The sequence below is a fragment of the Massilibacterium senegalense genome (assembly GCF_001375675.1).
In the GTDB taxonomy this organism is placed as follows: Bacteria; Bacillota; Bacilli; order Bacillales; family Massilibacteriaceae; genus Massilibacterium; species Massilibacterium senegalense.
On record NZ_LN831786.1, the window covers coordinates 1,475,466 to 1,501,534 of the forward strand.

A 26,069-nucleotide genomic window follows, 5' to 3' on the forward strand; every position below is an offset into this window, starting at 1 on the left:
TTCATATTAAAAATTAGGAAGCGAATAAGCATTGATATTATTCGCTTCTATTATTCAATAAAAACTATCCTCTAATTTGATCTCTTTTTCTAATAAAGAACGTTAGTCCAAATACTAATAAGAGAATGCCTGCTACACGAATCGCTCCATTTTGGGATTCACCAGTTTTAGGAAGTTTTTTCTTATCTTGTTTATTTTTATCTTTCACTTGATTTGGATTTTTTCTATTTGTAGATTGTGCACTATTAATTTCAATATTTTTCTTTTTTATATTTTCTTGATTAGCTTTAGGTATTTCTTTTAGTGAATCTGATTTCTTCGTGCTTACTCGTTCATCATTTGTTGATTTTCCATTGTCATTTTTTTGCGTATTTTTTTCTAACTCATTTATTTTACTTTCTAAAGTTATTAGTTTATTTTTATTGGAAACTAATTTCTTTTGTTCTTCTGTCAAATTTTCGTATGCTTCTCTCGCTTTTTCTATTTGTACTTTTTGTTCTAGTTTTAGAGCAAACTCTTCTGGTAAATTCTTTATTATATCCTCAACTACGTTAGCTACTGATTTATCTATCTCTTGCTTCTCCAATTCTTTTAGTTTGTTTTCTAATTGAATTAATTTTTCTTGATTAGTGAGTGATTTCTTTTGTTCTTCTGTTAAATTATTAAATGCTTCTCTCGCTTTTTCTATTTGTACTTTTTGTTCTAATGTTAGAGCAAACTCTTCTGGTAAGTTCATTATCATTTCTTCTACTGATTTAGCGACCAATTGTTGTTCTAGTTGAATAAGTTGCTCTATATTCTTCACCAATTTTTGTTGTGAGTCGGATAAATTATTGTAATTTGTTCTTACTCTTGTTATTTCATTTTTAGCACCCATTGTTAAGTCATTTACATCAGGGAGCCCTTCAATCATATGGATTATATTTTGAGCAGCAGCTTCATCTTCTGATTTTTGTTCTAGTTCATTCATTTTTATATTGATTTCTTCAAACTTTGTCACTTTTTCTTTTGAAAGCAACTTTTGTTGTAGTTTGGTTAATGCATAATACATTTTCCTTAAATTTTCTACTTCTACTTTATGTTCTATTGTTAAAAGATTGATTTCAGGTATATTGTCAATCAATGTTCCTATTTTTTGTACTTTTTCTTGATCATCTTGCAATTGTAATGAAGCAATCCTTACTTCTAGTAATTGTAAATTTTCATAATTTAATACGTGTTTTTTCTGCGATTCCGTTAATAGGTCATATGCTACTCTTACCTTGTTTACTAACGTTTTATCTTGTAATGTTACACTTGACTCTTCTGGTAAATCGCGAATCATTTTTTCTACATCTTTTGCTACTGATTCATCAATAACCTGTTGTTCTAATTCTTTCACTTTGTTTTCTAATTGAATTAATGTTTCTATATTCGATACTAACTTTTGTTCTAGTTCTGTTAATTTCTCAAAAGCTTCTCTCGCTTCCTCTATTACTATTTTGTCTTGTAACATTACGATTGACTCTTCTGGTAAATCGGAAATCATCTTTTCTACCTTAGCTGAATTTTCACTATTTTTTTCTTGAATCAAAGCTATCATTCTTTTTTCGCGTTCAATTAAGTCTTCAATATTTTTTACCATTTTTTGCTGTTCTACCTGCAGTGCGTCATATGCTACTCTAGTTTTATTCACTTCTTCTTGATTGTCGATTGTTAACCTATCGACTTGTGGTAATGCATCAATCATTTTTTCAACTTTTAATGCCATTTCTTTATCATTTTCAACTGTATCAATCCATTTAGCATAAAAAGTTTTATTACCATAACTCCCACTTGGAATCATTTTTATTGGATTACCTTCAAAATTTGAATTATCATACCATCCTTTAAAAATGTAACCTTCATTTTTCATTTGTTCAGCTGTTGGTAATAAAATATCATTATCTTCGATTGTGTATGAAGTAGGTATCTTATCACCTATTACGTCCGCACCATTAGCTTCTAGGATGATTGTATATTGTATATTTTCATATTGTGCGTATAAAGCTATATTTTGTTCTGGCATTGATAATTTTTCAGAAGGATTATATACTGTCCCACTTCCATCCTTTTTAGTGTTCCAATTTTTGAACTTCTTACCTTTCACATCATTTCCACTAGTTATTTGTAATACTTGATAAGGAGCATAATATTCTTGTTTAACGTCTTCTTCAGAAATTCCTACAAACTCAACAGTAAATGTTTTAACTAGCATATTTAAATGTTCACCATTTATCATATCTGTCATATCATATAAGGTATTTTTTCCTTTTTTAAACCGATCGTATGCGATTAACCCATAAAGTGCTTGGTCAGTTGCCATGGCATTAACACCTGTCCCAGAACCACCACCACCATCATAGCCAGTTGTTACATGTTTAAAGCCGCCAACTTCTTGAGATGATCCACTACCATTAGCCCAAAATGTAATAAGAGCATCAATCATATTATTTGTCCAAACGCCATCTTGAATAGCTCCATTTTTTATAAAACTTACATTTTTACCAATAGAATTTAACTCTACTTTTTCTGAAAGAGGATCAATTCCTAAAGTAGTTAATGCAACTATCACTTGTACCGTACTTTCAGCATTAACGTTTCCAAAAGCGGCATAAGCACCATTTTCAGTTTGAATAAGCGATAAAACATAAATTGCTCTTTCAACAGCTTTAGCAAAATCCTCATAGGAAGTTGTTGCACCTGATTGCAAATATCTCTCTTTATCTAAATAAAAAGGTGCCAGTGCTTGTAGGGCCATTGCAGTAATGTCAGGATCAGGATTTTTTCCGAATAATGCCCATCCGCCTAACATACCACTTTTTTGCGTAATTTCTTTTTGTAAAATATAATCAATCATTTTTCCATATGTATTTACATCAGGGTTTTTAATATCTTTATAAAATTCATAGTTACCAGTATTCATCGCAATAATTTCCCAAATCGGACCATTTATTCCTTGACGATAAGAAAATTTGTGTGATTTTGACAATTTTTCTATAAAATCATACCCTGCTACATCAGTAATATCATAACCTAATGCTGAAAGAGCCAATATTAAACGAGACCATTCTGTTGATTTACTCCGATCTAGGTTTCCATTCTTTTCATTAACATATTGTTCTATACGTATAAGATAATCATCAAAATAATTTTCCGGAATATAATTAATATAATCATAACCAGCATACTTTCCACGTAATAAATCCATTACTGACCACTCACCAGCAATTGTTCCCATACTAGGCTCAGGTACAGTTTCTAAAATATATCTAGAAGAGGCATTAATATAAAACCCAACATCCGGTTGCTTGTCCTCCCAAAAACGGATTCCTAAATTTTTGTAACTTGTTTTTGGATCATACGCTTCTGCAAAAACAGTTTTTGGAATCATTGCTACCAATAGTGCCATAACTGAGATGGCAGATAACAAACGCACAAATAAGCTTTTTTTAATTTTCAATTTATTTCCCCTTTCTTTATTGAAAATAAAATATTACACAATCCTAAAATATAAATGGATGTTATGAATGACTTTTAATAAGACAATTTTGACTGAATATTCAAAAAATAATAACTATTTTTTGAATATTGATTGAGTATGGTTCCCTTTTTTGAAACAAAACCGCTTTTATTTCATTATGGAATAATCCTCTCCTTTTACTTATATATACTTCTTGTTGACTTTGAATAAGTAGATAAAATAAAAAAGCCTTAATTTCCTTTTCGGAAATTAAGGCAAAATCCACAAATTTATACTTGCACAAATAAAAAATATTCGTGTATAAACAAATTAGGATTACTATGCTTTACCTTTCCTCGGAAGGTCTCATAAAAGATTGTGGCATGTCTCCTGACTTATAGGTCATCGCATTTCTTTTCCCTTCCCAGTTTCCCAGTGGTTTGAAAAGAATACTACCTACTTACAGTGGCCGGACCGTTTAGGATTTACACCTAATTCCATTTTAATATTTAACAAAATTGTTAAATAACCAAAATCTGCTACTATTCATTTCTCAATGTAAGTAAAATTGTATCAAATTAATCATTATTTATCAATACAATATTATATTTCCTCTAATATTTATAAATTACCTAGTAACACCATACTATAAATTACTAAGTATATAAACCTCACCTATTAATTTTTTGACTTGGTAGATGAATGCATATACTTAATTTGCAACAATATTTACTAATTTTCCTGGAACAGCAATCACCTTACGGACTGTTTTTCCTTCGATAAATTCTTGTACTCGTTCATCCGATAGCGCTATTTTTTCTAGTTCTTCTTTTCCAGTATCCTTTGCAACTACTTTTTTCGTACGAACCTTCCCGTTTACTTGAATCACAATTTCGACTTCATCTGTCGTTAATTTGCTTTCGTCATATGTTGGCCAAGATGCATACGTAATCGATTCGGTATGTCCAAGTTTTTCCCATAATTCTTCCCCAATATGTGGTGCTACTGGTGAAAGCATTTGAACAAATCCCTCCATAATATCTTTTGGAAGCACTTCCTGTTTGTATGCATCGTTGATTAACACCATTAATTGTGAAATACCAACATTAAAACGTAAATGTTCATAGTCTTCGGTTACTTTTTTCACCGTTTGATGGTAAAGGCGTTCAAATTCCTCTGAGCCTTGCGTATCTTTTATTGCAGGATTTAATGTACCATCATCTTGTGCAAATAAACGCCATACGCGATCTAAGAAACGACGTGCACCATCTAACCCATTTGTACTCCAAGGAACCGACGCATCTAATGGACCCATAAACATTTCGTATAAACGAAGCGTGTCTGCACCATGCGATTCCACTACTGTATCTGGATTTACTACGTTGCCCCGTGACTTACTCATTTTTTCATTATTTTCTCCAAGAATCATTCCTTGGTTATATAAGCGTTGATATGGTTCTTTCGTTGGGACAACTCCTAAATCATATAAGAATTTGTGCCAGAAACGTGCATATAATAAGTGAAGAACCGCATGTTCTGCACCACCCATATACATATCAATTGGTAACCATTGTTTTAATTTTTCAGGGTCTGCTAATTGCTCTGAATTATGTGGGTCAATGTAGCGTAAGTGATACCAACAACTTCCCGCCCATTGTGGCATTGTATTTGTTTCACGACGACCTTTACGTCCGTTTTCATCGACTACATTTACCCAATCTTCTAAGTTTGCAAGTGGTGATTCCCCAGTTCCTGATGGTTTCACTTGATCTGTTTCTGGTAATAAAAGTGGTAATTCTTCTTCTTTTACTGATTCCGTTGTTCCATCTTCCCAATGGATAACTGGGATTGGTTCTCCCCAATAACGTTGACGACTAAACAACCAATCGCGTAAACGATACGTTACTTTCTTTTCGCCTTTTTTATTTTCTTCTAGCCATTGAATCATCGTTTTAATTGCTTTTTCTTTATCAAAGCCATCTAAAAAGTCAGAATTAATGTGTTTCCCTTCGCCAGTATAGGCTTCTTTTGAAATATCGCCACCTTGTACTACTTCGCGAATTTTCAATCCAAATTTTTGAGCGAATTCATAGTCACGATCGTCGTGTGCAGGTACTGCCATAATCGCACCGCTACCATAACTCATTAACACATAATCAGCAATCCAAATCGGCACTTTTTCCCCGTTTACAGGATTGACAGCATAACTACCAGTAAACACACCTGTTTTATCTTTTGCAAGGTCGGTACGTTCTAAATCACTTTTATGTTTTACTTGATCTAAATAAGTTTGTACTGCTTCTTTTTGTTCTGGTGTTGTAATTTTTTCTACTAATGGATGTTCAGGCGCTAATACAGAATACGTTACACCAAACAATGTATCTGGACGTGTCGTAAAGACTGTATATGTTTCGTCTGTTCCATCAATAGTAAAGATTACTTCTGCCCCTTCTGAACGACCAATCCAGTTTCGTTGCATTTCTTTAATATTTTCTGGCCAATCTAGTTCTTCTAAATCTTCTAATAGACGATCTGCATATTTTGTAATACGTAACACCCATTGACGCATCGGACGGCGTTCTACTGGATGATTTCCGCGTTCACTTTTCCCGTCAATTACTTCTTCATTCGCAAGAACAGTTCCTAATGCAGGACACCAGTTCACTGGCACCTCATCTACGTATGCTAATCCTTTTTCATATAACTTTAAGAAAATCCATTGTGTCCATTTATAATATTTAGGATCCGTAGTATTAATTTCACGGTCCCAGTCATAGGAGAAACCTAATGATTGAATTTGTTTACGGAATACTTTGATATTTTTTTCTGTAAATTCTGCAGGATCATTTCCTGTATCAATCGCGTATTGCTCAGCAGGAAGACCAAACGCATCCCATCCCATCGGATGAAGCACGTTATATCCTTGCATCCGTTTCATACGAGCCAAAATATCCGTTGCTGTATATCCTTCTGGATGTCCAACGTGTAAACCAGCTCCTGACGGATACGGGAACATATCTAATGCGTAGTAATTTGGTTTATTTTCATCTTCCGTCGTTTTAAACGTTTTGTTGTGTAGCCAATAATTTTGCCATTTCTTTTCAACTTCTTGATGATTAAAGCTCATCTACGTCACCTCTTTTATTTATATATAGTGAAAAAACACAAAAAAGCCCCTCATCCCGAAAAGGGACGAGAGACTTTGTTTCCCGTGGTACCACCCTAATTAGCATAAAAAAATCATGCTCACTTCCATCCTTAACGCGGAAAAACGGAGAACACTACTTGTTTTCGCATTCTCGTCTCTAAGGTGAGTTCATAAAGCCTAAATTATTAGCTTCCACCGACCGCTAACTCTCTGTAAATTAAGAATCTTTATTACTAATCCTTATCTTTGACATTTCTATAAACCTAATGCCTATTGTATGTACTAAATTTTGCCCTGTCAAGCTTAGTAGACGGTTCTTTTTTATTCGTGATAAAATAAAAAGTACTTGGTCGTCATTTAGATACTTTACTATTGGAAAATTTGTAAAGAAAGGAATGACGAAAGAAAGGAACTTATCATGCAGACACAAATGTACGGAGATAAACGTTATTACTCGTTAAATTATTATTTTAGAGAAACATTTGGAGAAAAAATTTTCAAAATTCCGCTAGATGGCGGATTTGATTGCCCTAATCGAGATGGAAAAGTTGCTTTTGGTGGATGTACGTTTTGTAGTGAACGAGGTTCAGGAGACTTTGCTGGAAATCGGACCGACCATTTAGTGAAACAATTTCAAGATATTCAACAAAAAATGCATCAAAAATGGAAAGAAGGAAAATACATCGGCTATTTCCAAGCATATTCCAATACGTATGCGCCTGTTGAAGAATTACGAGAAAAATTTGAAATGATGTTACAACAAAAAAATGTGATTGGCCTCTCCATCGCAACACGACCAGATTGTTTACCAAATGATGTCGTGGAATATTTAGCAGAATTGAATGAACGGACATATTTATGGGTGGAACTCGGCTTACAAACAGTACATGATCAAACGGGAGAACTGATTAATCGTGCTCACGATTATGCTTGTTATGTAGATGCCGTTAACCGGTTGCGCAAACATAATATCCGAATTTGTTCCCATATCATTAACGGTTTGCCACTTGAAACGTACGATATGATGATGAAAACGGCTCGCGAAGTGGCAAAATTAGATGTACAAGGCATTAAAATTCATTTGCTTCATTTATTAAAACATACACCAATGGTAAAACAATACGAAAATGGACTTGTTCAACTAATGGAGTTTGATGAATATGTAAACCTTGTTTGTGATCAATTAGAAATTCTTCCACCAAATATGGTCATTCATCGTTTAACTGGTGATGGACCCTCTCATTTAATGATTGGACCGATGTGGTCGCTTAATAAATGGGAAGTGTTAAATGCTATTGACGCAGAATTAAAACGACGCGATAGTTATCAAGGAAAGTATTACAAAGGATGAGGCAATATGATGTTAGAACAAGCAGTTCCCTTTTCCCATACATTATTACGAAAAGTTGTCACATCTGGTGATATCGTAGTGGATGCAACAGCAGGAAATGGGCATGATACGTTATTTCTTGCTGAGCTTGTTGGAAAAACAGGGCACGTTTATGCATTTGATATTCAAACACAAGCAATCGAACAAACGAAAAAGCGAATTGAAAAAGCAAACATCACAACTGACATAACGTATGTATTAGATAGCCATGCACATGTAGAACAATATGTAAAAGCAGAACATAAACAAAAAATTAGTGCAGCCATTTTTAATCTTGGCTATTTACCACGGTCTGATAAAACAAAAATTACAACGGCAACTTCTACTATTCCGGCAATGCAACAATTGTTAAAACATCTTCTTCCTGATGGATTAATCATTGTTGTTGTGTACAGTGGTCATGATGGCGGGAAAGAAGAAAAAGAAGCTGTATTAGCATTTGCAAAACAACTTCCGCAAGAAACATTTCAAGTATTACAATATGGATTTATTAACCAACGTAATACACCGCCATTTGTTATCGCCATCCAAAAAAGAAGCAGCTAAGGATTAGGATTGCCCTAGCTGCTTTCCTATTTTTCGAAACCATTTTCCATTCACGTAAAAAAAGGCTGCTTGTTCTCCCCCGTAACGAATGAGTGATTTTGCAAAAGGCTTCACCGTTTGTTGGGAAACTACTTTTGCATCTGACAAATAAATACCTAACAAACCACGAAGGATCATTTGATGAAAATCCGGGTTTGGTAACTGCTGGATACTCTCATCCGCTTCTGTAAAAAATGTTTGAAATCGTCGAAACATCACGTCGTTCGAATCATAGTAAAAACAAAAGTTTAAATCTCCACCAACACGATCTTCTTCTTGGTCAATTAAGTAATCTAATAAAATATGTATTCCTTGCATCCATGGAAAGTAGGCATCAATTATTTTTTTGGCCTCTTGTTTTGTAAATGTTTCTTGATTCCCGCTCGAAATTAAACAAAAAATACCTAACGTCGAACCGCTTGAGGCAGAAAACTCATACCACGTCATTGTCGGAAGTTGTTGTTCATACTGTTGAAACCATGTGGATAAGCGTGGTACACGTTCGTCTACTTTGACATGTTTATGCACTTGTAAATCCACATACACTTGTGCTAATTGATATAATTGTTCTTTTATCTGTTCATAATGTGGATGTTTTTCTAAAAAATGTTGACATTCTGACACGAGTGCATCTAAATATCCACCGTCATCTTGTTCTTCCCGATATTGATAATATGATTGATGCGAAGCACCAGGTGTTAACGAATCAATCATCGCTTCGTGTAACATTCGAAAATCAGTCGGATCTAATGATGTACTTCGATCACATAAATTATCTAGGTAGTCACTAATCGTTTGATAAGCAACAATAAAATCAATATTTTGTTCATATTTTTCAGGCGTTAACAAACTATAAATGGCGCCACCTTCACAATGGAATGTTTTCGTTGCAATGCTTGCTAGCGCTTGTTTTCTTAATTCTTGATTCGGAATTTTTAACGCTAGATGTCTCCACTTATTCAATCGTAAATGAACCGCAGGAATCACTTTTCGATACACATTCCACATAAGTGATACCGGCGTTGTTGGAACGACCATGTAAAAAAACCTCCTATTGTTGATGCATTTCTAAAAAATAGTGCGCATACTTAAATACTTCTTCTTTTTCCGGTTCGTTAAATACTTCATGATACAAACCAGGAAACTCTTTATACATTTTATCTTTTGATGGTAATTGATTAAACCATTGATAAACAGCTTGTCTATCCACAACTAAATCATTTCCCCCTTGTAAAATTAACAGCGGGATATTCGGAAATTGCAATACATGTTCCTGTGCTCGTTCAATCATGCGTAGTAATTCGCGAAACCAATGAACGGAAACAGACGATAAAATAAAAGGGTCTTTTTCATCTCTTCGAATTTGTTCATCGTTTCGTGTCGCAACCTCCTTACGAATCGACGTAGTTACTTGCAGCGTTGGTGTGAAAAAGTTTGCAATTTTTGCCCCGTAATTTATAAACTTATTCGGTACATTAGCAATTCCTAAACTAGGGGAAGAAAAAATGAGCCCATCAATATGTACGCGCTTTTGCATCATTAATTCAATGGCAACTAGCGCACCCATGCTATGTGCGACAATATAGGTTGGACGCTTTAACATGTGCGATGTTGCAATCCATTTTTCCACTTCTAACACATACTCCATAAATGTGTGAATATAACCACGGTGTGAAATGTTATATCCTTGGCCAGGTAAATCCCCAATCACGACATGGTAACCACTGTTAAGAAACTGCTCGATTAACCACCGATACCGTCCGTGATGCTCCCCTGCTCCATGGATGATGACGATTGTTCCTTTAGGATTTTTTGTTTCATGTATCCACATGTATATTCCCCTTCCTCGTTTCTCTTTACTTGTGATAAACTACAAATAATTATGAATATTGTTTCATCTATTTTAAAGGAGGGCATTCGTATGATTACATACCCGTTTAAAGACAAAAGTCCACAAATTGCAGAAAGTACGTATGTAGCAGATAATGTTGTCGTTACTGGTGACGTTATCATTGGTGATGAGTGCAGCATCTGGTACGGTACTGTCATTCGTGGTGACGTTGCACCAACTATTATTGGAGACCGCGTCAACATCCAAGACCAATCGATGTTACATCAAAGTCCAAATAACACCTTATTACTAGAAGATGATGTAACGGTTGGCCATCAATGTTTATTACATAGTTGTATCATCCGAAAAAATGCACTAATTGGGATGGGGTCCATCATCTTAGATGGTGCTGAAATTGGGGAAGGTGCATTTATAGGTGCTGGTAGCCTCGTTTCTCAAAGTAAAAAGATTCCCCCTAACACGTTAGCATTCGGACGCCCTGCGAAAGTTATTCGTCAATTAACAGAAGAAGATTTGCAGAACATGGCACGAATTCGACGTGAATATGTGGAAAAAGGGCAATATTATAAATCCATTCAAAAATAAAAAGGAAGCAACTACGGTTGTTTCCTTTTCTATTATAGGAAATATTCCGTTAAAAAGAAGAAATCCATTTTTCTTTACAATAAATTTAGAAAAAATCGCGCGTTTTTTTACACTTTCTTAACAACTTGGGGAATATAATAAGTAAATAAGCTACTAGACTGTGGGGGGGCGATTTATATGAAAACGATGATTGGTCGTTTGACAGAGTGGGATCAATCGATTTTCCGTTTATTTAATCAACATTTTCACAGACGATCTGTGTATATGTTATTAACTAAAATTACGCATATCGGTGGTGCGAGAATTACCATCGCTACCTTATTACTCTTACTGTTATTTGCACCAGATCCATATGCAACGTATGCAAAAGCTGCTGCGTTTGCATTATTTTTCAGTCACCTTCCTGTTCAAATCGGCAAACATTTATTCCGTAGAAATCGTCCTTATCTTACATTATCTGATACCTTTGTTGTTCATAATCCATTGAAAGATCATTCTTTTCCATCCGGACATTCGACCGCCATCTTTGCTGCAACGACACCGTTTATAATTGGAGAACCGATACTTATGGTTGTGCTTCTTCCATTGGCACTGCTCGTTGCATCATCCCGAATCTTTTTAGGACTTCATTATCCTAGTGATGTTCTCGTCGGAATTTTACTCGGTTCTATTACTGGAATAGTTTGTTCTTCTATTATGATAGGATAACAAAAGTCACTCCCATTCCAGAGTGACTTTTGTTATTATGCTTCTTCTTTTAAAATAGCTGCTTTATCTGTTTGTTCCCAAGGTGCATCAATATCCGTACGTCCGAAATGACCATATGCCGCTGTTTTTTGATAAAGTGGGCGACGAAGATCAAGCATTTTCATAATACCAGCTGGACGAAGGTCAAAATGTTTGCGAACTAGCTCTACTAAGCGTTCTTCAGAAACTTTTCCTGTTCCAAATGTATCTACTGCAATAGAGACCGGCTTTGCAACCCCAATTGCATATGCTAATTGTACTTCACATTTTTCTGCAAGTCCTGCAGCGACAATATTTTTTGCAACGTAACGAGCTGCGTATGCAGCAGAACGGTCTACTTTTGTTGGGTCTTTTCCTGAAAAAGCACCACCGCCGTGACGCGCATATCCACCATATGTGTCTACGATAATTTTTCTACCTGTTAATCCGGCATCTCCTTGTGGTCCTCCAATAACGAAACGACCAGTTGGATTAATAAAATATTTTGTATCATCATCAATAAAGTTCTGTGGAACAACTGGTGTAATGACATGATCGTGTAAATCTTTTTTAATTTGTTCTAATGTAACATCTGGTGCATGTTGTGTGGAAATAACAATCGTATCAATCCGAACTGGTTTTCCACTCTCATCGTATTCTACTGTTACTTGTGTTTTTCCATCGGGACGTAAGTAGTCTAATTCCCCATTTTTACGCACTTCACTTAAACGACGTGCTAATTTATGCGCCAAAGAAATAGGTAAAGGCATAAGTTCTGGCGTTTCATTACAAGCAAATCCAAACATTAATCCTTGGTCCCCAGCACCGATTGCTTCGATTTCTTCTTCTGTCATTTGACCTTCACGTGCTTCTAACGCTTCATTAACGCCTTGAGCAATATCTGGTGATTGTTCATCAATAGACGTTAACACTGCGCACGTATTCGCATCAAATCCGTATTTTGCTCGTGTATATCCAATATCACCAATTGTTTTACGAACAATTTTTGGGATGTCTACATACGTCGATGTAGTAATCTCACCTGTCACTAATACCAATCCAGTATTTACTACTGTTTCACAAGCAACACGAGCATGAGGATCGTCTTTTAAGATGGCATCTAAAATGGCATCTGATACTTGGTCACAAATTTTATCTGGATGACCTTCTGTTACAGATTCTGATGTGAATAAGCGACGTTCAACTTTTTTTGACATGAACGTACCTCCTTCGTAAACTAATAGATACGGTACTCGTCCCATTTATTTATGAGATGTAATGAAAGCCGTTTTATTTCTCCCTTATTTTCAGTTCTTTTCAAAAGAACATACGTGCAAATAACAAAAAAAACCTTTCCCACTTTAATTATTTAGGAAAAGGTTGACGTTTGGCTTTTCCTCTTATCGTTCAAAGCTATTGCTTCGCACCAGGTTTAGCACCTTTTCACCATGAAGGTGTTGGTTGCCGGGTATCATCGGGCCTGTTCCCTCTACCAACTCGGGATAAGAGTATCCGTTCGTTCAAATGATAACGAACAATCGGATTCCTGTCAACAAAATGACTGGAATATTTTCAAATATTGAAACAATGTTACATCAAATGTCTCCTCTCAGCATTATTCTGAAAATTCCGTATGATAAACGGTTCATTTTTTTGATTACATCTGTTATATTATAGTAAAATTCATTATTATGTTGTTTTATGAAGGCGACGTTTTACTGGTACTAAATATTGGATATTTTTTATTTTTGACAAAAGTGTGAAATAGTATAGACTAATTTTCTAAATATGTTATACTATTTTTCGAATTATGAGATTTCCATTATTTTTTACATGTAAAATTGACATCAATATCGATGCTGAATAGAAAATTGAAAAAGGATGGTTTTGCAAAAATGGGTACTGTTGAATATTCAAAGGATTTACTTGATCTTTTAGCTGGTAAGAATATGCTTAATAACTTATCTGTTCCACAACTGATGGAAAAAGCATTAGAACGTAACGAAGGAAAACTGTCTTCTACTGGCTCATTAGTTGTATCCACAGGTAAATATACGGGTCGTTCTCCTAAAGATAAATTTATCGTAGATGAACCTTCTGTAAAAGATAAAATTAACTGGGGTTCTGTAAACCAATCAATTTCACCTGAACACTTTGACCGTCTTTATAAAAAGGTGATTAATTACTTAAGTGAAAAAGAAGAAGTATTCGTATTTGATGGTTTTGCAGGAGCAGACCCAGAACATCGTTTACAAATTAAAGTAGTAAATGAATATGCTTGGCATAATCTTTTTTCTCACCAATTATTCATCCGACCAACTGCGGAAGAATTAAAAGAGCATCAAACACAATTTACCATTCTTTCTGCACCGAATTTAAAAGCTAATCCTGAAGTGGATGGTACAAATTCTGAAACATTTATCGTGATTTCATTTGAAAAACGTATTGTTTTAATTGGTGGTACAGAATATGCTGGAGAAATAAAAAAATCTATTTTTTCTATCATGAACTATTTATTGCCAGAAAATAACATTTTATCTATGCACTGTTCTGCAAACGTAGGAAAAGAAGGCGATGTTGCATTATTCTTCGGTCTTTCTGGTACAGGTAAAACAACACTTTCTGCAGATCCAAACCGTCCATTAATCGGGGATGACGAACATGGTTGGTCTCCAAATGGGGTATTTAACATTGAAGGTGGTTGTTACGCTAAAACGATCAACTTATCAGAAGAAAAAGAACCACAAATCTTTCATGCCATTTCTTTTGGTACAGTGTTAGAAAATGTTATTGTGAATGAAAATACCCGTATAGCTGATTATGATGATACATCATACACTGAAAATACACGTGCAGCTTACCCAATTCAAGCAATCGATAACATTGTAGAACCAAGTATTGCAGGTCATCCTAATACTATTATTTTCTTAACTGCTGATGCATTTGGTGTTTTACCTCCAATCAGCAAATTAACAAAAGAACAAGCAATGTACCATTTCTTAAGCGGATATACAAGTAAAGTGGCAGGTACAGAACGTGGCATTACAGAACCACAAGCTACATTCTCTACATGCTTCGGTGAACCATTCTTCCCACTTCCAGCTTCTCGTTACGCTGAAATGTTAGGGGAAAAAGTGGTAGAACACAATGCACAAGTATTCTTAGTAAACACTGGATGGAGCGGTGGTTCATACGGTGCTGGTAAACGTATGAACCTTGCTTACACTCGCGCAATGGTGCAAGCTGCTTTAACTGGGGAATTAAACTCTGTTGAAACAAAAACAGACGCTATATTCGGATTTGAAGTTCCACTTCATTGCCCTGGTGTACCAGATGAAGTTTTACAACCACGTGAAACATGGGCTGATAAAGAAGCATATGATAAAAAACAAGCAGAATTAGCACAAAAATTCCATGAAAACTTCAAACGTTTTGCTGACGCTTCTGACGACATCCGTAATGCAGGACCTAAATTAGTATAATATGTTAAAAAGACTGGCTCTACTTAGCCAGTCTTTTTTGTATTCTTTTAATTCTCCTACTGATAACTAGCTACCCTTATCCACCTGTTAGCAACTTCATATAAACAGCATGCCAAAAGATATCCACATCATGAACAAGGATTGTTTCTTACTTCTACTTTTTTCATCCACATAATTACCTTTTCCGTCACTTGTTTATTTAATGGCTGTGGAAAAAGGTGTCCTTCTCCTTCGTATTTCCAAAATTCCATATCCTTTTGGAGCGTACGTAAGTGTTGTGCTAATGTTACTGCATGTTCAATTCCTACATTTTCATCTTTTACTCCATGAATAATAAGGACAGATGCTTCTAACTTCGGCAGATATGAAAAAATAGTTCGCTGTTCATAACGTTCTGGATATTTATTAGGTGTTCCGCCAATGACCCGTTTCAACATTTTCCGTAAATCCACTCGTTCTTCATACGCTAACGTCATGTCTGACACTCCCCCCCACGTTACCACAGAACAAACAGTAGGAATGGTACAAGCCGTTAACATCGCCATTAACCCTCCCCTTGAAAAACCAAAAACATGAATATGTTTCCCATTTACATTCGGATGATTTTTTAACACTTCATATCCATGAATAGCATCCCAACGATCGTTACCTGCGAAATCTTCCCATCCTTCTCCACCATCGTTTCCACGATAAAATGGTGCAAACACGACAAATCCATAAGATGCTAATTGAACGATACGAGCTACACGCACCTTCCCAACATTTCGAATGCCACCACGTAAATATAATAATCCTGAATATACAGCTTGTTTTTTTGGTTCTACTAAATACCCTTTTACCCGTAATCCTTCACTCTCATAAGTCACTTTATATAAAAGCAAATCAGGGTGTGGACACGGATAACGAATTTTTGAAATAACCACGAAAGTCACACCTTTCTATGTCTAATCATATGTTAAAGGTAAGATGTAGGAAGGAGAGATAATCATGAAACGATGGTTGTTCTTTTTAGCTCTCTCGATAAGTTGCTTGTTTTTCCTAGCTTCTTGTTCTTGGAATCATCCACAGCCATTACGAGTAGCAGAAGTGACACGATCTGTCTTTTACGCTCCCCAATACGTGGCGTTAGAACAAGGATTTTTTGAAGAAGAAGGATTAACGGTAGAGTTAACGACAACTTGGGGTGGCGATAAAACGATGGCGACCCTACTTTCTAACGGCGCAGATATTGCCTTAGTTGGTTCAGAAACATCCATTTATGTGCATAACCAAGGTACAAAAGATCCTGTCATTAATTTTGCAAAATTAACCCAAACGGATGGTACATTTTTAGTTGCAAGAGAGCCACACTCATCTTTTTCTTTTGAAGAATTAAAAGGAAAAACGTTTCTAGGACAGCGCAAAGGCGGGATGCCTCAAATGGTTGGGGAATACGTACTAAAAAAACATCATATTCATCCGCAACATGACCTTGAATTAATTCAAAATATTGATTTTCAAAATATCGCGAATTCCTTTGCTTCTGGAACAGGTGATTACGTTCAACTTTTCGAACCACAAGCTAGTTTATTTGAACAAGAAGGGATTGGTTCTATCGTTGCTTCGTTTGGAAAAGAGGCAACACACATTCCTTACACCGTTTATATGGCAAAAGAAAGCTTTTTAACAGAAAACGAAGAAGACCTAATTAAATACACACGTGCTATTTATAAAGCTGAACGATGGGTATATACGCATTCCTCTGAAGAAGTAGCAACTGTCATCACTCCTTATTTTGATGATATTTCGTTTGAATTGTTAACCAAAAGTGTCGAACGTTATAAATCACAACAGTCGTATGCGGAAAACCCTATCTTAACACCATCTGAATGGAAAACATTACAATCTATTATGATAGAAGCAAAAGAATTAAAGCAACCAGTTCCTTATGAAACGTTAGTAAACACAGACATTGCCGAACAAGCAATGCACAAGTAAGGGAGGGCAATCTGTATGACCTTTCTTCACATCGATTCTATTGCCCATTCTTTTTTTTCTGAACAGGAACAAACGGATGTGTTAGCGAATATTTCCTTACACGTATCTAAAGGTTCATTCGTTTCTATTTTAGGGCCAAGTGGGTGCGGCAAATCAACCCTTCTTTCGATTATTTCTGGGATTCTTCCCCCACAAAAAGGTCGAATACGCATGATGAATCGTGAAATTACGAAACCATCGTTAGATATTGGCTATATGTTGCAACAAGATTATTTATTTCCCTGGAAATCTATTAAGGAAAACATTTTATTAGGTCTTACCATTCAAAAAAAACAACACACCTCCGATACAGAACGTACGTTTAAACTGCTTGAAGAAGTTGGACTGTCTAACATTAGTCATCGTTATCCAAATGAATTGTCTGGTGGTATGAGACAAAGAATTGCCTTTGTCCGAACATTAGCCACAAACCCTTCTTTACTTTTATTAGATGAACCTTTTTCTGCTCTTGATTTTTCTACAAAGTTAAAATTAGAACATTTAGTTTGGTCGATGCTAAAGCATTACAATAAAACAGCGATACTCGTCACGCATGATTTAGAAGAAGCAATTGCAATGAGTGATCACCTCGTTTTATTAAGTGAACGCCCTAGTGTAATCAAAAAAACATTACAGCCCCCTGCATCTATTATCCATCTTCCGCCATTAGAAGCCCGAAAACACCCTGATTTTCTCCCCTTTTTCACACGGCTCTGGAAGGAGATGAATATGGATGAACAAGTATGAACTATTTTTAAAACAACGCAAACGAGAAAAAAGAATGGTTTTATCTGTCCAATTTTTCATCTTGTTTTTTCTTCTCATTCTGTGGGAGTTTTGTTCTTCTATGTCTTGGATTGATCCCCTTATTTTTAGTAAACCCTCGACTATTGCTCAATTAATGACGGAAAAGGTAAAGGATGGCTCTCTCAGCCTTCATATTGGCGTCACATTATTGGAAACAGTCATCAGTTTTATCGTTGGCACTGGAGCTGGAATTCTCGCTAGTATCTTATTATGGTGGTCTCCCACTTCCGCTAAAGTGAGCGATCCTTATTTAGTTGTCTTAAACGCAATGCCAAAAGTGGCACTTGGTCCAATTTTAATCGTTATTTTTGGCCCGTCTTTTTTTAGTATTATCATTATGGGAGCGTTGTTATCCGTCATTATTACGACCATCGTCATCTATCGTGCATTTCAAGAAGTAGATGCTAACTATATAAAAGTAATGCAAACGTTCGGAGCGACAAAGTGGCAAATTTTTCAATACGTAATTTTCCCTGCTTCGAAAATGACCATTGTTTCTTCGTTAAAAGTAAACGTTGGATTAAGTTGGGTTGGTGTGATTGTTGGTGAATTTTTAGTAGCAAAAATGGGGCTCGGATATATGATCATTTATGGGTTCCAAGTATTCCATTTCACACTCGTTTGGCTAAGTATTGTTTGCATTGTGTTATTAGCAAGTGTGATGTATAAAGTCGTGCATTACTTAGAAACACGCGTATGAAATAACCCTCGTCTATCGGGACGAGGGTTATTTCATACTAATTGACGCTTTTTAATTTGACGAAGACTTTGTTTTAACACTTCATCTTTCATCATAAAACTAAATCGTGAATCATCTTCAATATTTGTTGGTAACTCTGTTAATAAAATCGGTCCATTCGTTTCATAATAGGTACGTTGCTTCGTTAATTTTTTGATTGTAGCAAAATAAATATTTTTAATAATAACTGCACCTTTTCCGTCCACTTTATATTGTCCTAAATACGTAAGCGAATCCACTACTCCCCCAGTTTCCTCCATCACTTCCCGTTTTGCTGCATCAATCGTTGTTTCATTTTTTTCCACTTTTCCTCCAGGAAACTCATATCCCCTTCTTTTATGCTTTGTTAACAACCATTGATTTTTATAACGGCAAATGACCCATACGTGTTTTGGAAAACGTGCAAACGGATGGTCTGTAAATGAAAGTAAGACCGTATTCTCGTAAAAATCATGAAATTGATATGTTTCTTCCATTTCAAAAACTCCATCTCATTGTATTTTTTTCCGTCACTATCTCTATTATAGTGAAAATCAACAAGAAATTCATCTTCACAACGTAGAAAAAAGAACATGCTTTGCATGTTCTTTTAAAAACCTTCTTTTTCTAAACGTATATACAACGAATGTAAGTCTTTCATTTCCACATCATCTACGGTTTTAAAACCACTTTCAATATCCGATATTTCACAACTTACAACTTCTTTAGCATATTGTTGACGAAATAAAACGTCTAACAACAGGGATTGTTCTTTTGTTGACAAAGGAATTGTTACTAATTTTTCCACTCTACATCATCCCTTCAAAAAATATGGTTATATTATTATTCAATATTTCGAAAGAAAAACCTTTATTTTAAAAAAGATTTAAAGTTTTCTCTTCTTTTAGACGATATAGATGTATAGGAGGTTGAAAAATTAGGGTATATAAAATTAAAAGTCTTTTCTTCCTACGGAGTTCTATCAGCATATTCAAACTACTTCAGATAGATCTTTTGATGTGTGTTCATAAGTTTTAAAAAAAACCTTCTTTTTTTGGTACGCTAAGATACATATCAATTCCTAATTCTATTCATTTTACATAGTAGTATTTTCATAAGAGAGAGAGGTTAGGGGAAATGGATAAATCCAGTTTAATCGGACTTATTTTAGGTTTTATTGCTGTATTTGTTGGGATGGTTTTAAAAGGGGCAAAAATCGCTGCATTAAATAATCCTGCTGCCTTTTTAATCATTATTGTTGGAACGATTGCTGCTGTTATGATTTCTTTTCCAATGAACGAACTAAAAAAGGTTCCTAAATTAATTAAAATTATTTTCAACGAACAAAAACTACCAAATATTTCAGGATTAATTCCTATTTTTTCTGAATGGGCGGTAATTGCTCGTAAAGAAGGATTACTTGCTTTAGAAAGTAAAACACAAGAAATTGAAGATCCATTCTTAAATCACGGAATGAAAATGGTCATTGATGGTCAACCTCCAGAAGTTGTTCGCGACTTATTAGAAGAAGAAGTCGATGCAATGGAAGACCGCCATGCTGTTGGTGCATCTATTTTCACATTAGCTGGAACGTATGCACCAACACTTGGGGTTTTAGGTGCCGTAGTCGGTTTAATCGCTGCGTTAGGAGATATGTCTGACATGGAAAAATTAGGACATGCTATTTCCGCTGCTTTTATCGCCACACTACTAGGGATCTTTACGGGTTACGTTTTATGGCATCCATTTGCAAATAAATTAAAACGAAAATCACAACAAGAAGCGTTAATAAAGCGAGTGATGATTGAAGGTATCCTTTCTATTCAAGAAGGAGCATCTCCTCGTGTGATTGAGGATAAACTTGCTACGTATGTGCCAGAAAGTGAACGTCAATTAGAAGATATGGCAGCTTCCGCAAAAGCAGGTGAGGCAGTAAATGGCTAGAAAAAAAAGAAAAAAACCTAGCGATCATATGGACGAATCATGGTTATTACCATATTCAGACTTATTGACGTTACTACTCGCACTATTTATCGTTTTATTCTCGATGAGTAATATTGATTCAAAAAAGTTTGCCGAATTTTCTAGTTCTTTTAATTCTGCTTTAAATGGCGGTACTGGAGTAATGGAAAATCCAAGCCCAGTAGAAGTAGAAAATCCAAAATCAATTGGAACAAAAGATGCTGGTACGAATGCGAAAAATAAAGAAGAGGCCGCAGCAGCAAAAAAAGCGGTAACAGAAAAACGAGAATTACAAAACATGCAAAGTCAAATTGACACTTATATTGAAGATCAACAGCTAAATCAAAGTTTACAAACAAATTTAACGGATGAAGGGCTACGAATTACTATTTTAGACCGTGCCTTATTTGATTCTGGAAGCGCTACTGTAAAGCCTGAATCGATTGATTTAGCTCGAGAATTAAGTGACTTGCTAGTTAGTGAACCACCGCGTAACATTACAGTTGCTGGCTTTACCGATAACGTTCCAATTGGTTCTGCTAATTTTGATTCTAACTGGGATTTAAGTGCGATGCGGGCGATTAACTTTATGAAAATTGTGTTAGAAAATCCGAGCTTAGATCCTTCTAACTTTAGCGCACAAGGATACGGAGAATATAAACCTGTTGCTTCTAATGATACACCAGAAGGCAAAGCACAAAACCGCCGGGTAGAAGTGCTGGTGCAACCAAATGTTGATTTAGAAGCCGCTAAAACGAAACAAGTAGAAAAAAAATAAGACTTGTCCCAAGGACAAGTCTTATTTTTTAAATGAAAATTCTATTTTATTCATTCCTTTATTATACATTAACATTGCATCAAACTGTTTCTCCCTTTTTTTTAATCCTTTTATTACATCTGTTTTCCCTTGTTGGCATAATTGTTTGACATGGGCTTGTGTGATTCTTTTTCCTAAAATCGTTTTCGATAATGTAAAGGAACATTTTGTTTTTGTATAGTCATTGCAACCATAAAAATTTCCTTTATCGACAATCTGTCCTTTTTGACATTTGGGACATACTCCGAGTTTTGTTGGTCCCCGTTTTTTTCGTCGCGTGCGTTTTCCTTCTATTTGTATGCCTTTAAAGTCCCACGTTTCTGCATGTTGTTTTGCATCATCAATAATTTTTGTCGTTAATTTTTTTGTTTGTTCCATAAAAGATGCTGGTGACGCCTTTCCTGCTCCAATTTCTTCTAAACGTAGTTCCCATTTTGCCGTCATTTCAGGAGAAGCAAGCACTTTTTCTCCAATCGCATCGACTAATACTTTCGCTTTATCCATTGCAAACACTAGGTTTTTTTGAACAAGAATATATTCCCTATCTTTTAACATCGTAATAATTCCTGCCCGTGTTGCTTCTGTCCCTAATCCTTCTGTTTTTATTAATACTTTTTCTAATTCTTCATTATCAATAAATTTTCCTGCCGTTTTCATTAACGTTATTAATTGTCCTTCTGTGTATCGTTTTGGTGGTTCTGTCTTTCCTTCTTTTACTGCAACAGCTGACACGTTTCCTGTTTCTCCTTCTTGGACATTCGGAAGCAAATCATCTTTTTCTTTCTCGTTTGGCATGATGACTTTTCGCCATCCTGCTTCAATCTGCTGCTTTCCTTTTGAAACAAATGTCGCTCGTCCATCGACTAGCGTTTGTATCGTCGTATAATCGACAATAGCATTCTGATAGTGAGTCGCAATAAGCCGTCGAACGACTAAATCATATATTTTTTCTTCATCAGGCGCTAAGCTTTTCGGGTCTACCACTTGTTCTGTCGGAATCACGGCATAGTGATCTGATACTTTCTTTTCATTCACAAATCGTTTATTGTATATAATATTTGGTTGTGGTACTGGAAACAAAGAGTTATATGTTTGATACTGCGCAAGTTTTTGCAAAATCGAAGGAAATTCTGCTGCTTCCCCTTTTGTCACATAGTTAGAATCAGAACGAGGATACGAAACAATTCCTCTTTGATATAACTTTTGTAATATATCTAATGTTTTTTTCGGTGGAAATTTGTATCGTTTATTCGCCGTTGCTTGTAAAGCAGATAAATTAAATAAAAGCGGTGGTTGGTACTCTTTTCGTTCTTTTTTTAACTCGGAAATACTTGCTTCTTTCCCCATACAAAACATCGCAATTTTTTTAGCTAACTCTTCTTTTTTTATTCTCGTTCCACCGTCTTTATGCCAAACGCCCTCGTATGTATGCTCCCCCATTTGGAATGTCGCTTTCACTTCCCAAAATGGTTCTGATTGAAAGTTTTCTATTTCTCGTTCTCGCTTTACAATAAGTGCTAACGTAGGCGTTTGCACACGCCCGACGGAAAAGACATCATTCATCCCTTTTTGTTTTAATAAAATCGTATAAATCCGTGATGCATTCATCCCAACAAGCCAATCGGCACATGCTCTCGTATAGGCTTCGTAATAAAGCGAGCGTGTCGCTTCCTCCGTTTTTAATGACTGAAAACCTTCTACAATCGCTTTTTTTGTTAAAGAGGAAATCCATAATCGCTTCATCGGTTTTCGAACGCCACTTAAATGAATAATATTTCGAACAATCAGTTCTCCTTCACGCCCAGCATCACCAGCATGAATAATCGACGTTACTTCTTTATCCCGTAATAAATTTTTTACCATTTGAAACTGTTTATACTTTCCTTTCGCAATCTCGTATTGAAATTGTTCCGGTATCATCGGTAACGTTTCTAATCGCCAAGCTTTCCATGTAGCATTATATTTTTCTGGATTTACTAATTGCGTCAAATGTCCAATTGCCCAAGTAACATACGCCCCGTCTGGAAATAGTTCATTCGGTACTATTTCTAAAAAACCATTTCGTTTTTTTACTTGAAAAGGAGAAGCCAACGTCCGACCTTGATCTGGCTTTTCCGCAATAATTAATACACGTCCCATCATTTCCACCTCGGCTTTTTATACCATAATCTTCTATATGTCATTTCCCGTAGCAGTTTTTACAAAAACAAAAAAAGCTAAATTCTCTTTCAACAAGATTCTTAGCTTTTTCGTATCGTGATTACTTTTTTCTATACACATGTTTTATCATATATCGATTAAAAACAAACGTTGCAAATGGAAATAGTGATGCACAAAAGCCAGTGAATAAAAAGCTAAATTTCCAATTATCTTTCATTGCTACTTCAATTAGCATTAACACATATAAAACGAAAAGCACTCCATGTGCCATTCCATTATATTTTACAAATACAGGCATACCAAAATTATATTTTAAAGGCATTGCAATAAATAACAACGTAAGAAATGAGATTCCTTCAATAATCGAAATAATTCGAAAACGACCAAACGATGTTGCTAACATTTTTTTCTCTCCATTCTTTGTTCAATCTCTAATTTAAAATTCATCCTCCACTTTCATTGGTGTTGTCGCACCTTCACATTTAGAAGTGGGGGACTTCGTTCGGAATATCATTTAAATTTTATCATGTTGCTTCTTTTGTTGCTACTTCTTTCCCTTGTTTTCGTTCAGAATAATACGAAAATGTTGTCCATACATATATCATTCATCCTTTGTTTATGTTAGATTAAAGATGGATAATATTTGAAGGGAGCAATTCATTCACGATGAAAAAAATAATTTGGCTAGTGATTTGTACGCTAGTATTCTCCATCATGGTAGGTTGTACGAATCAAGAAGAAAAACAAAAAGAATTAGAAAAAGAAAAACGTGCAAAAATGTCTCCAGAAGAAGTAATAGAACAAATGTATGAAGCAGCAAAAGCGGACGATTTTGATACATTTAAATCATATATGGATATAGAGCGAATGACCGTTATTACCGGACTTTATGAAAATAAATTAGATAAAAAGTTAAAAAAAGATATGAAAACACTTGCAAGCCATGCTTCCTCTGTTCATTCTTATAAAGACTTGTCCTTTACCAAACTAAACAAAAGTGATTTTGGACAAAGTCTTCTTGAGTCAAAACCAATCGGTCAAACGATGGTGATGCTAGAAGATCTTCCACTGATTGCAGAACATTACAAAGTGACGTCTGCTGAAGCAGGTTATACTGGATTTATCCCTTTTGTGAACGAATATGGAAATGACGTTATGAAAGAAGCTTTACAAAAAGAAGAATTTCAACAAGATACATTTCTTCAAATTGCTCTTCTTCGCATGAAAGAAGATGGTTCCTTTCAAAAAGCGATTGATACATTTTACACAGAAGAAGAATTACAAGCATATAGCGAAGCAAAAGCGGATTTATTAACTCAAATCGAACAACAAAAGCAACTACTAGTTAGCCAATATCAAGGAGAAAACAGCCTTGAAAGTTTAGGGAAAGATATATCCATATATTTAGAGAATTACATTTCTACTTTTGAAAAACCAGTGAAACATCCAACAGACGTTAATCCCCAACTTTTTTTAATCAGTAAAAAAGAAGAAGGTTATTTCATTTCTTCTTATGAATCAATTATTATTCGCTAAAACCAGTCGCTTCCGTTTTTAAAATACGGAAGCGACTTTTTTGTTCTCTTTTCTTTTTTATGTTATACTTTATATACAAACTAAAAAAACTATTTTTGTATTATGAGTTTTCTGATATAAAAATAAGCGTGGAGGATTGGTAATGAGAGCACGGATTATCGATGCATTCATTGAGGAAATTCAATATAAAGGGATAAAATGTACAATGGATGACGTCGCTAGCCGTTTAGGTATTAGCAAACGAACATTGTATCAACATTTTCCATCAAAAGCAGAACTATTAGATACAGTTGTCGAACAAACGTTAAAAGAAGCAGATGAAAAAACAGAACAAATTGTTCAAGATTCATCACTTTCACTACTAGAAAAAATACGTAGCGTGATGATGGTTTTACCTAATCACTATGAATTGTATGATTTACGTATTTTAGAACAAATGAAAAGACATTATCCGGAACAATGGAAAAAAATAAACGATAATCTACAAGATGATTGGGATGTCCTTCGTACCCTCATTGAACAAGGCATGAAAGAAAATCTTATCGTTACCAATAATGTTTCTCTCATTATGAAACTAATTATTGATGCGACTAATTCGACTCTCGATCAACGATTTTATTTAGAAAATAATATTAGCGTGGCAAAAGCATTAGAAGAGATTGTGAACATTTTATTGCACGGACTTGTCATACAAGAAAAAAACTAGGGGGAACAATGTTTGTTCTTTTCTTTTTATGAAAACTAAAAAAACAAAAAAAGTTTCAACCGTACTACTATCGTTCATAGATGGGGTTCTTAAAACTT

The 26,069-nt window shown here is 35.1% G+C and carries 22 protein-coding genes, 2 riboswitches and 1 other annotated feature; of the genes, 12 read left to right on the forward strand and 10 right to left on the reverse strand.

Annotated features, from left to right (window positions below):
* Positions 1-64: 64 nt before the first annotated feature.
* Together BN1372_RS10690 and leuS are read right to left on the reverse strand one after the other, a co-directional pair.
* Positions 65-3,481, reverse strand: a complete 3,417-nt coding sequence (locus BN1372_RS10690; protein ID WP_062199325.1) for an InlB B-repeat-containing protein — start codon at positions 3,479-3,481, stop codon at positions 65-67.
* A gap of 363 nt (positions 3,482-3,844) precedes the next feature.
* Positions 3,845-4,030: riboswitch (cobalamin riboswitch) on the reverse strand.
* Positions 4,031-4,193: 163 nt separating this feature from the next.
* A complete protein-coding gene (gene leuS, locus BN1372_RS10695) occupies positions 4,194-6,608 on the reverse strand; it encodes a leucine--tRNA ligase (RefSeq protein ID WP_062199327.1) in 2,415 nt (804 codons plus the stop codon).
* Positions 6,609-6,666: 58 nt separating this feature from the next.
* Positions 6,667-6,885: a binding site (T-box leader), on the reverse strand.
* A gap of 162 nt (positions 6,886-7,047) precedes the next feature.
* Here leuS and BN1372_RS10700 point away from each other — a divergent pair.
* Together BN1372_RS10700 and BN1372_RS10705 are read left to right on the forward strand one after the other, a co-directional pair.
* Complete coding sequence (locus BN1372_RS10700) at positions 7,048-7,980, forward strand: tRNA modification radical SAM protein MnmL/YtqA (RefSeq protein WP_062199329.1); 933 nt, start codon at positions 7,048-7,050, stop codon at positions 7,978-7,980.
* 6 nt (positions 7,981-7,986) lie between these two features.
* A complete protein-coding gene (locus BN1372_RS10705; protein WP_062199331.1) occupies positions 7,987-8,565 on the forward strand; it encodes a tRNA 5-(aminomethyl)-2-thiouridylate-methyltransferase MnmM in 579 nt (192 codons plus the stop codon).
* A gap of 3 nt (positions 8,566-8,568) precedes the next feature.
* Here the strand turns inward: BN1372_RS10705 and BN1372_RS10710 are convergent, their stop codons facing one another.
* Positions 8,569-9,642 carry a tetraprenyl-beta-curcumene synthase family protein gene (locus BN1372_RS10710; RefSeq protein ID WP_062199333.1) on the reverse strand — a complete coding sequence of 358 codons (1,074 nt, stop codon included), beginning with the start codon at positions 9,640-9,642 and terminating at the stop codon, positions 8,569-8,571.
* A gap of 13 nt (positions 9,643-9,655) precedes the next feature.
* Entirely contained in the window at positions 9,656-10,435 is a 780-nt protein-coding gene (locus BN1372_RS10715; RefSeq protein WP_062199335.1) for an alpha/beta hydrolase, read from the reverse strand.
* 93 nt (positions 10,436-10,528) lie between these two features.
* On the opposite strand from BN1372_RS10715, the gene BN1372_RS10720 reads away from it, so the two are divergent.
* Positions 10,529-11,041, forward strand: coding sequence for a gamma carbonic anhydrase (locus BN1372_RS10720; protein ID WP_062201297.1), 513 nt, complete (start codon positions 10,529-10,531; stop codon positions 11,039-11,041).
* 177 nt (positions 11,042-11,218) lie between these two features.
* Positions 11,219-11,749: a phosphatase PAP2 family protein gene (locus tag BN1372_RS10725; protein ID WP_062199336.1), complete on the forward strand. Its 531-nt coding sequence runs from the start codon at positions 11,219-11,221 to the stop codon at positions 11,747-11,749.
* Between the two features lie 35 nt (positions 11,750-11,784).
* On the opposite strand, the gene metK is transcribed toward BN1372_RS10725, so the two are convergent.
* Positions 11,785-12,984, reverse strand: coding sequence for a methionine adenosyltransferase (gene metK / locus BN1372_RS10730; protein ID WP_062199338.1), 1,200 nt, complete (start codon positions 12,982-12,984; stop codon positions 11,785-11,787).
* A gap of 180 nt (positions 12,985-13,164) precedes the next feature.
* Positions 13,165-13,276: riboswitch (SAM riboswitch) on the reverse strand.
* A gap of 386 nt (positions 13,277-13,662) precedes the next feature.
* Here metK and pckA point away from each other — a divergent pair.
* Positions 13,663-15,249 (forward strand): phosphoenolpyruvate carboxykinase (ATP), encoded by a 1,587-nt coding sequence (pckA, locus tag BN1372_RS10735; protein ID WP_062199340.1) that lies wholly within the window; start codon positions 13,663-13,665, stop codon positions 15,247-15,249.
* 128 nt (positions 15,250-15,377) lie between these two features.
* Here the strand turns inward: pckA and BN1372_RS10740 are convergent, their stop codons facing one another.
* The gene (locus BN1372_RS10740; protein ID WP_325062687.1) at positions 15,378-16,172 is read right to left on the reverse strand and encodes an alpha/beta hydrolase family protein; all 795 of its coding nucleotides are present in this window, start codon (positions 16,170-16,172) and stop codon (positions 15,378-15,380) included.
* Between the two features lie 64 nt (positions 16,173-16,236).
* On the opposite strand from BN1372_RS10740, the gene BN1372_RS10745 reads away from it, so the two are divergent.
* The 3 genes from BN1372_RS10745 to BN1372_RS10755 are packed head-to-tail and all read left to right on the forward strand — an operon-like array spanning position 16,237 to position 18,772.
* A complete protein-coding gene (locus BN1372_RS10745; RefSeq protein WP_062199343.1) occupies positions 16,237-17,226 on the forward strand; it encodes an ABC transporter substrate-binding protein in 990 nt (329 codons plus the stop codon).
* Positions 17,227-17,241: 15 nt separating this feature from the next.
* Complete coding sequence (locus BN1372_RS10750) at positions 17,242-18,012, forward strand: ABC transporter ATP-binding protein (protein WP_062199345.1); 771 nt, start codon at positions 17,242-17,244, stop codon at positions 18,010-18,012.
* Positions 17,999-18,772, forward strand: coding sequence for an ABC transporter permease (locus BN1372_RS10755; RefSeq protein ID WP_062199347.1), 774 nt, complete (start codon positions 17,999-18,001; stop codon positions 18,770-18,772). Before BN1372_RS10750 ends, BN1372_RS10755 begins: the two co-directional genes overlap by 14 nt.
* 32 nt (positions 18,773-18,804) lie before the next feature.
* Here BN1372_RS10755 and ytkD read toward each other — a convergent pair whose 3' ends face one another.
* On the reverse strand, positions 18,805-19,287 hold the full coding sequence (ytkD, locus tag BN1372_RS10760; protein ID WP_062199349.1) for an RNA deprotection pyrophosphohydrolase: 483 nt from the start codon (positions 19,285-19,287) through the stop codon (positions 18,805-18,807).
* 113 nt (positions 19,288-19,400) lie between these two features.
* Entirely contained in the window at positions 19,401-19,598 is a 198-nt protein-coding gene (gene abbA, locus BN1372_RS10765) for an antirepressor AbbA (RefSeq protein WP_062199351.1), read from the reverse strand.
* Between the two features lie 329 nt (positions 19,599-19,927).
* Between abbA and motA the strand changes: the two genes are divergently transcribed.
* Both motA and motB read left to right on the forward strand, forming a co-directional pair.
* On the forward strand, positions 19,928-20,734 hold the full coding sequence (motA, locus tag BN1372_RS10770) for a flagellar motor stator protein MotA (RefSeq protein WP_062199353.1): 807 nt from the start codon (positions 19,928-19,930) through the stop codon (positions 20,732-20,734).
* Positions 20,727-21,530 (forward strand): flagellar motor protein MotB, encoded by an 804-nt coding sequence (gene motB / locus BN1372_RS10775; protein ID WP_062199355.1) that lies wholly within the window; start codon positions 20,727-20,729, stop codon positions 21,528-21,530. Before motA ends, motB begins: the two co-directional genes overlap by 8 nt.
* Before the next feature lie 21 nt (positions 21,531-21,551).
* On the opposite strand, the gene BN1372_RS10780 is transcribed toward motB, so the two are convergent.
* Positions 21,552-23,708, reverse strand: coding sequence for a DNA topoisomerase III (locus BN1372_RS10780; RefSeq protein ID WP_062199356.1), 2,157 nt, complete (start codon positions 23,706-23,708; stop codon positions 21,552-21,554).
* A gap of 121 nt (positions 23,709-23,829) precedes the next feature.
* Positions 23,830-24,132, reverse strand: coding sequence for a DUF3817 domain-containing protein (locus BN1372_RS10785; RefSeq protein WP_062199358.1), 303 nt, complete (start codon positions 24,130-24,132; stop codon positions 23,830-23,832).
* 263 nt (positions 24,133-24,395) lie between these two features.
* On the opposite strand from BN1372_RS10785, the gene BN1372_RS10790 reads away from it, so the two are divergent.
* Complete coding sequence (locus tag BN1372_RS10790; protein ID WP_062199360.1) at positions 24,396-25,265, forward strand: hypothetical protein; 870 nt, start codon at positions 24,396-24,398, stop codon at positions 25,263-25,265.
* 142 nt (positions 25,266-25,407) lie between these two features.
* The gene (locus tag BN1372_RS10795; protein WP_062199362.1) at positions 25,408-25,971 is read left to right on the forward strand and encodes a TetR/AcrR family transcriptional regulator; all 564 of its coding nucleotides are present in this window, start codon (positions 25,408-25,410) and stop codon (positions 25,969-25,971) included.
* Positions 25,972-26,069: the final 98 nt, after the last annotated feature.

Bases quoted from the DNA above. Each gene is read 5' to 3' on its own strand.
- leuS (WP_062199327.1), bottom strand. From the start codon at position 6,608: ATGAGCTTTAATCATCAAGAAGTTGAAAAGAAATGGCAAAATTATTGG.
- BN1372_RS10700 (WP_062199329.1), top strand. From the start codon at position 7,048: ATGCAGACACAAATGTACGGAGATAAACGTTATTACTCGTTAAATTAT.
- BN1372_RS10705 (WP_062199331.1), top strand. From the start codon at position 7,987: ATGATGTTAGAACAAGCAGTTCCCTTTTCCCATACATTATTACGAAAA.
- BN1372_RS10710 (WP_062199333.1), bottom strand. From the start codon at position 9,642: ATGGTCGTTCCAACAACGCCGGTATCACTTATGTGGAATGTGTATCGA.
- BN1372_RS10715 (WP_062199335.1), bottom strand. From the start codon at position 10,435: ATGTGGATACATGAAACAAAAAATCCTAAAGGAACAATCGTCATCATC.
- BN1372_RS10725 (WP_062199336.1), top strand. From the start codon at position 11,219: ATGAAAACGATGATTGGTCGTTTGACAGAGTGGGATCAATCGATTTTC.
- metK (WP_062199338.1), bottom strand. From the start codon at position 12,984: ATGTCAAAAAAAGTTGAACGTCGCTTATTCACATCAGAATCTGTAACA.
- pckA (WP_062199340.1), top strand. From the start codon at position 13,663: ATGGGTACTGTTGAATATTCAAAGGATTTACTTGATCTTTTAGCTGGT.
- BN1372_RS10745 (WP_062199343.1), top strand. From the start codon at position 16,237: ATGAAACGATGGTTGTTCTTTTTAGCTCTCTCGATAAGTTGCTTGTTT.
- BN1372_RS10750 (WP_062199345.1), top strand. From the start codon at position 17,242: ATGACCTTTCTTCACATCGATTCTATTGCCCATTCTTTTTTTTCTGAA.
- BN1372_RS10755 (WP_062199347.1), top strand. From the start codon at position 17,999: ATGAACAAGTATGAACTATTTTTAAAACAACGCAAACGAGAAAAAAGA.
- ytkD (WP_062199349.1), bottom strand. From the start codon at position 19,287: ATGGAAGAAACATATCAATTTCATGATTTTTACGAGAATACGGTCTTA.
- motA (WP_062199353.1), top strand. From the start codon at position 19,928: ATGGATAAATCCAGTTTAATCGGACTTATTTTAGGTTTTATTGCTGTA.
- motB (WP_062199355.1), top strand. From the start codon at position 20,727: ATGGCTAGAAAAAAAAGAAAAAAACCTAGCGATCATATGGACGAATCA.
- BN1372_RS10780 (WP_062199356.1), bottom strand. From the start codon at position 23,708: ATGGGACGTGTATTAATTATTGCGGAAAAGCCAGATCAAGGTCGGACG.
- BN1372_RS10785 (WP_062199358.1), bottom strand. From the start codon at position 24,132: ATGTTAGCAACATCGTTTGGTCGTTTTCGAATTATTTCGATTATTGAA.
- BN1372_RS10790 (WP_062199360.1), top strand. From the start codon at position 24,396: ATGAAAAAAATAATTTGGCTAGTGATTTGTACGCTAGTATTCTCCATC.
- BN1372_RS10795 (WP_062199362.1), top strand. From the start codon at position 25,408: ATGAGAGCACGGATTATCGATGCATTCATTGAGGAAATTCAATATAAA.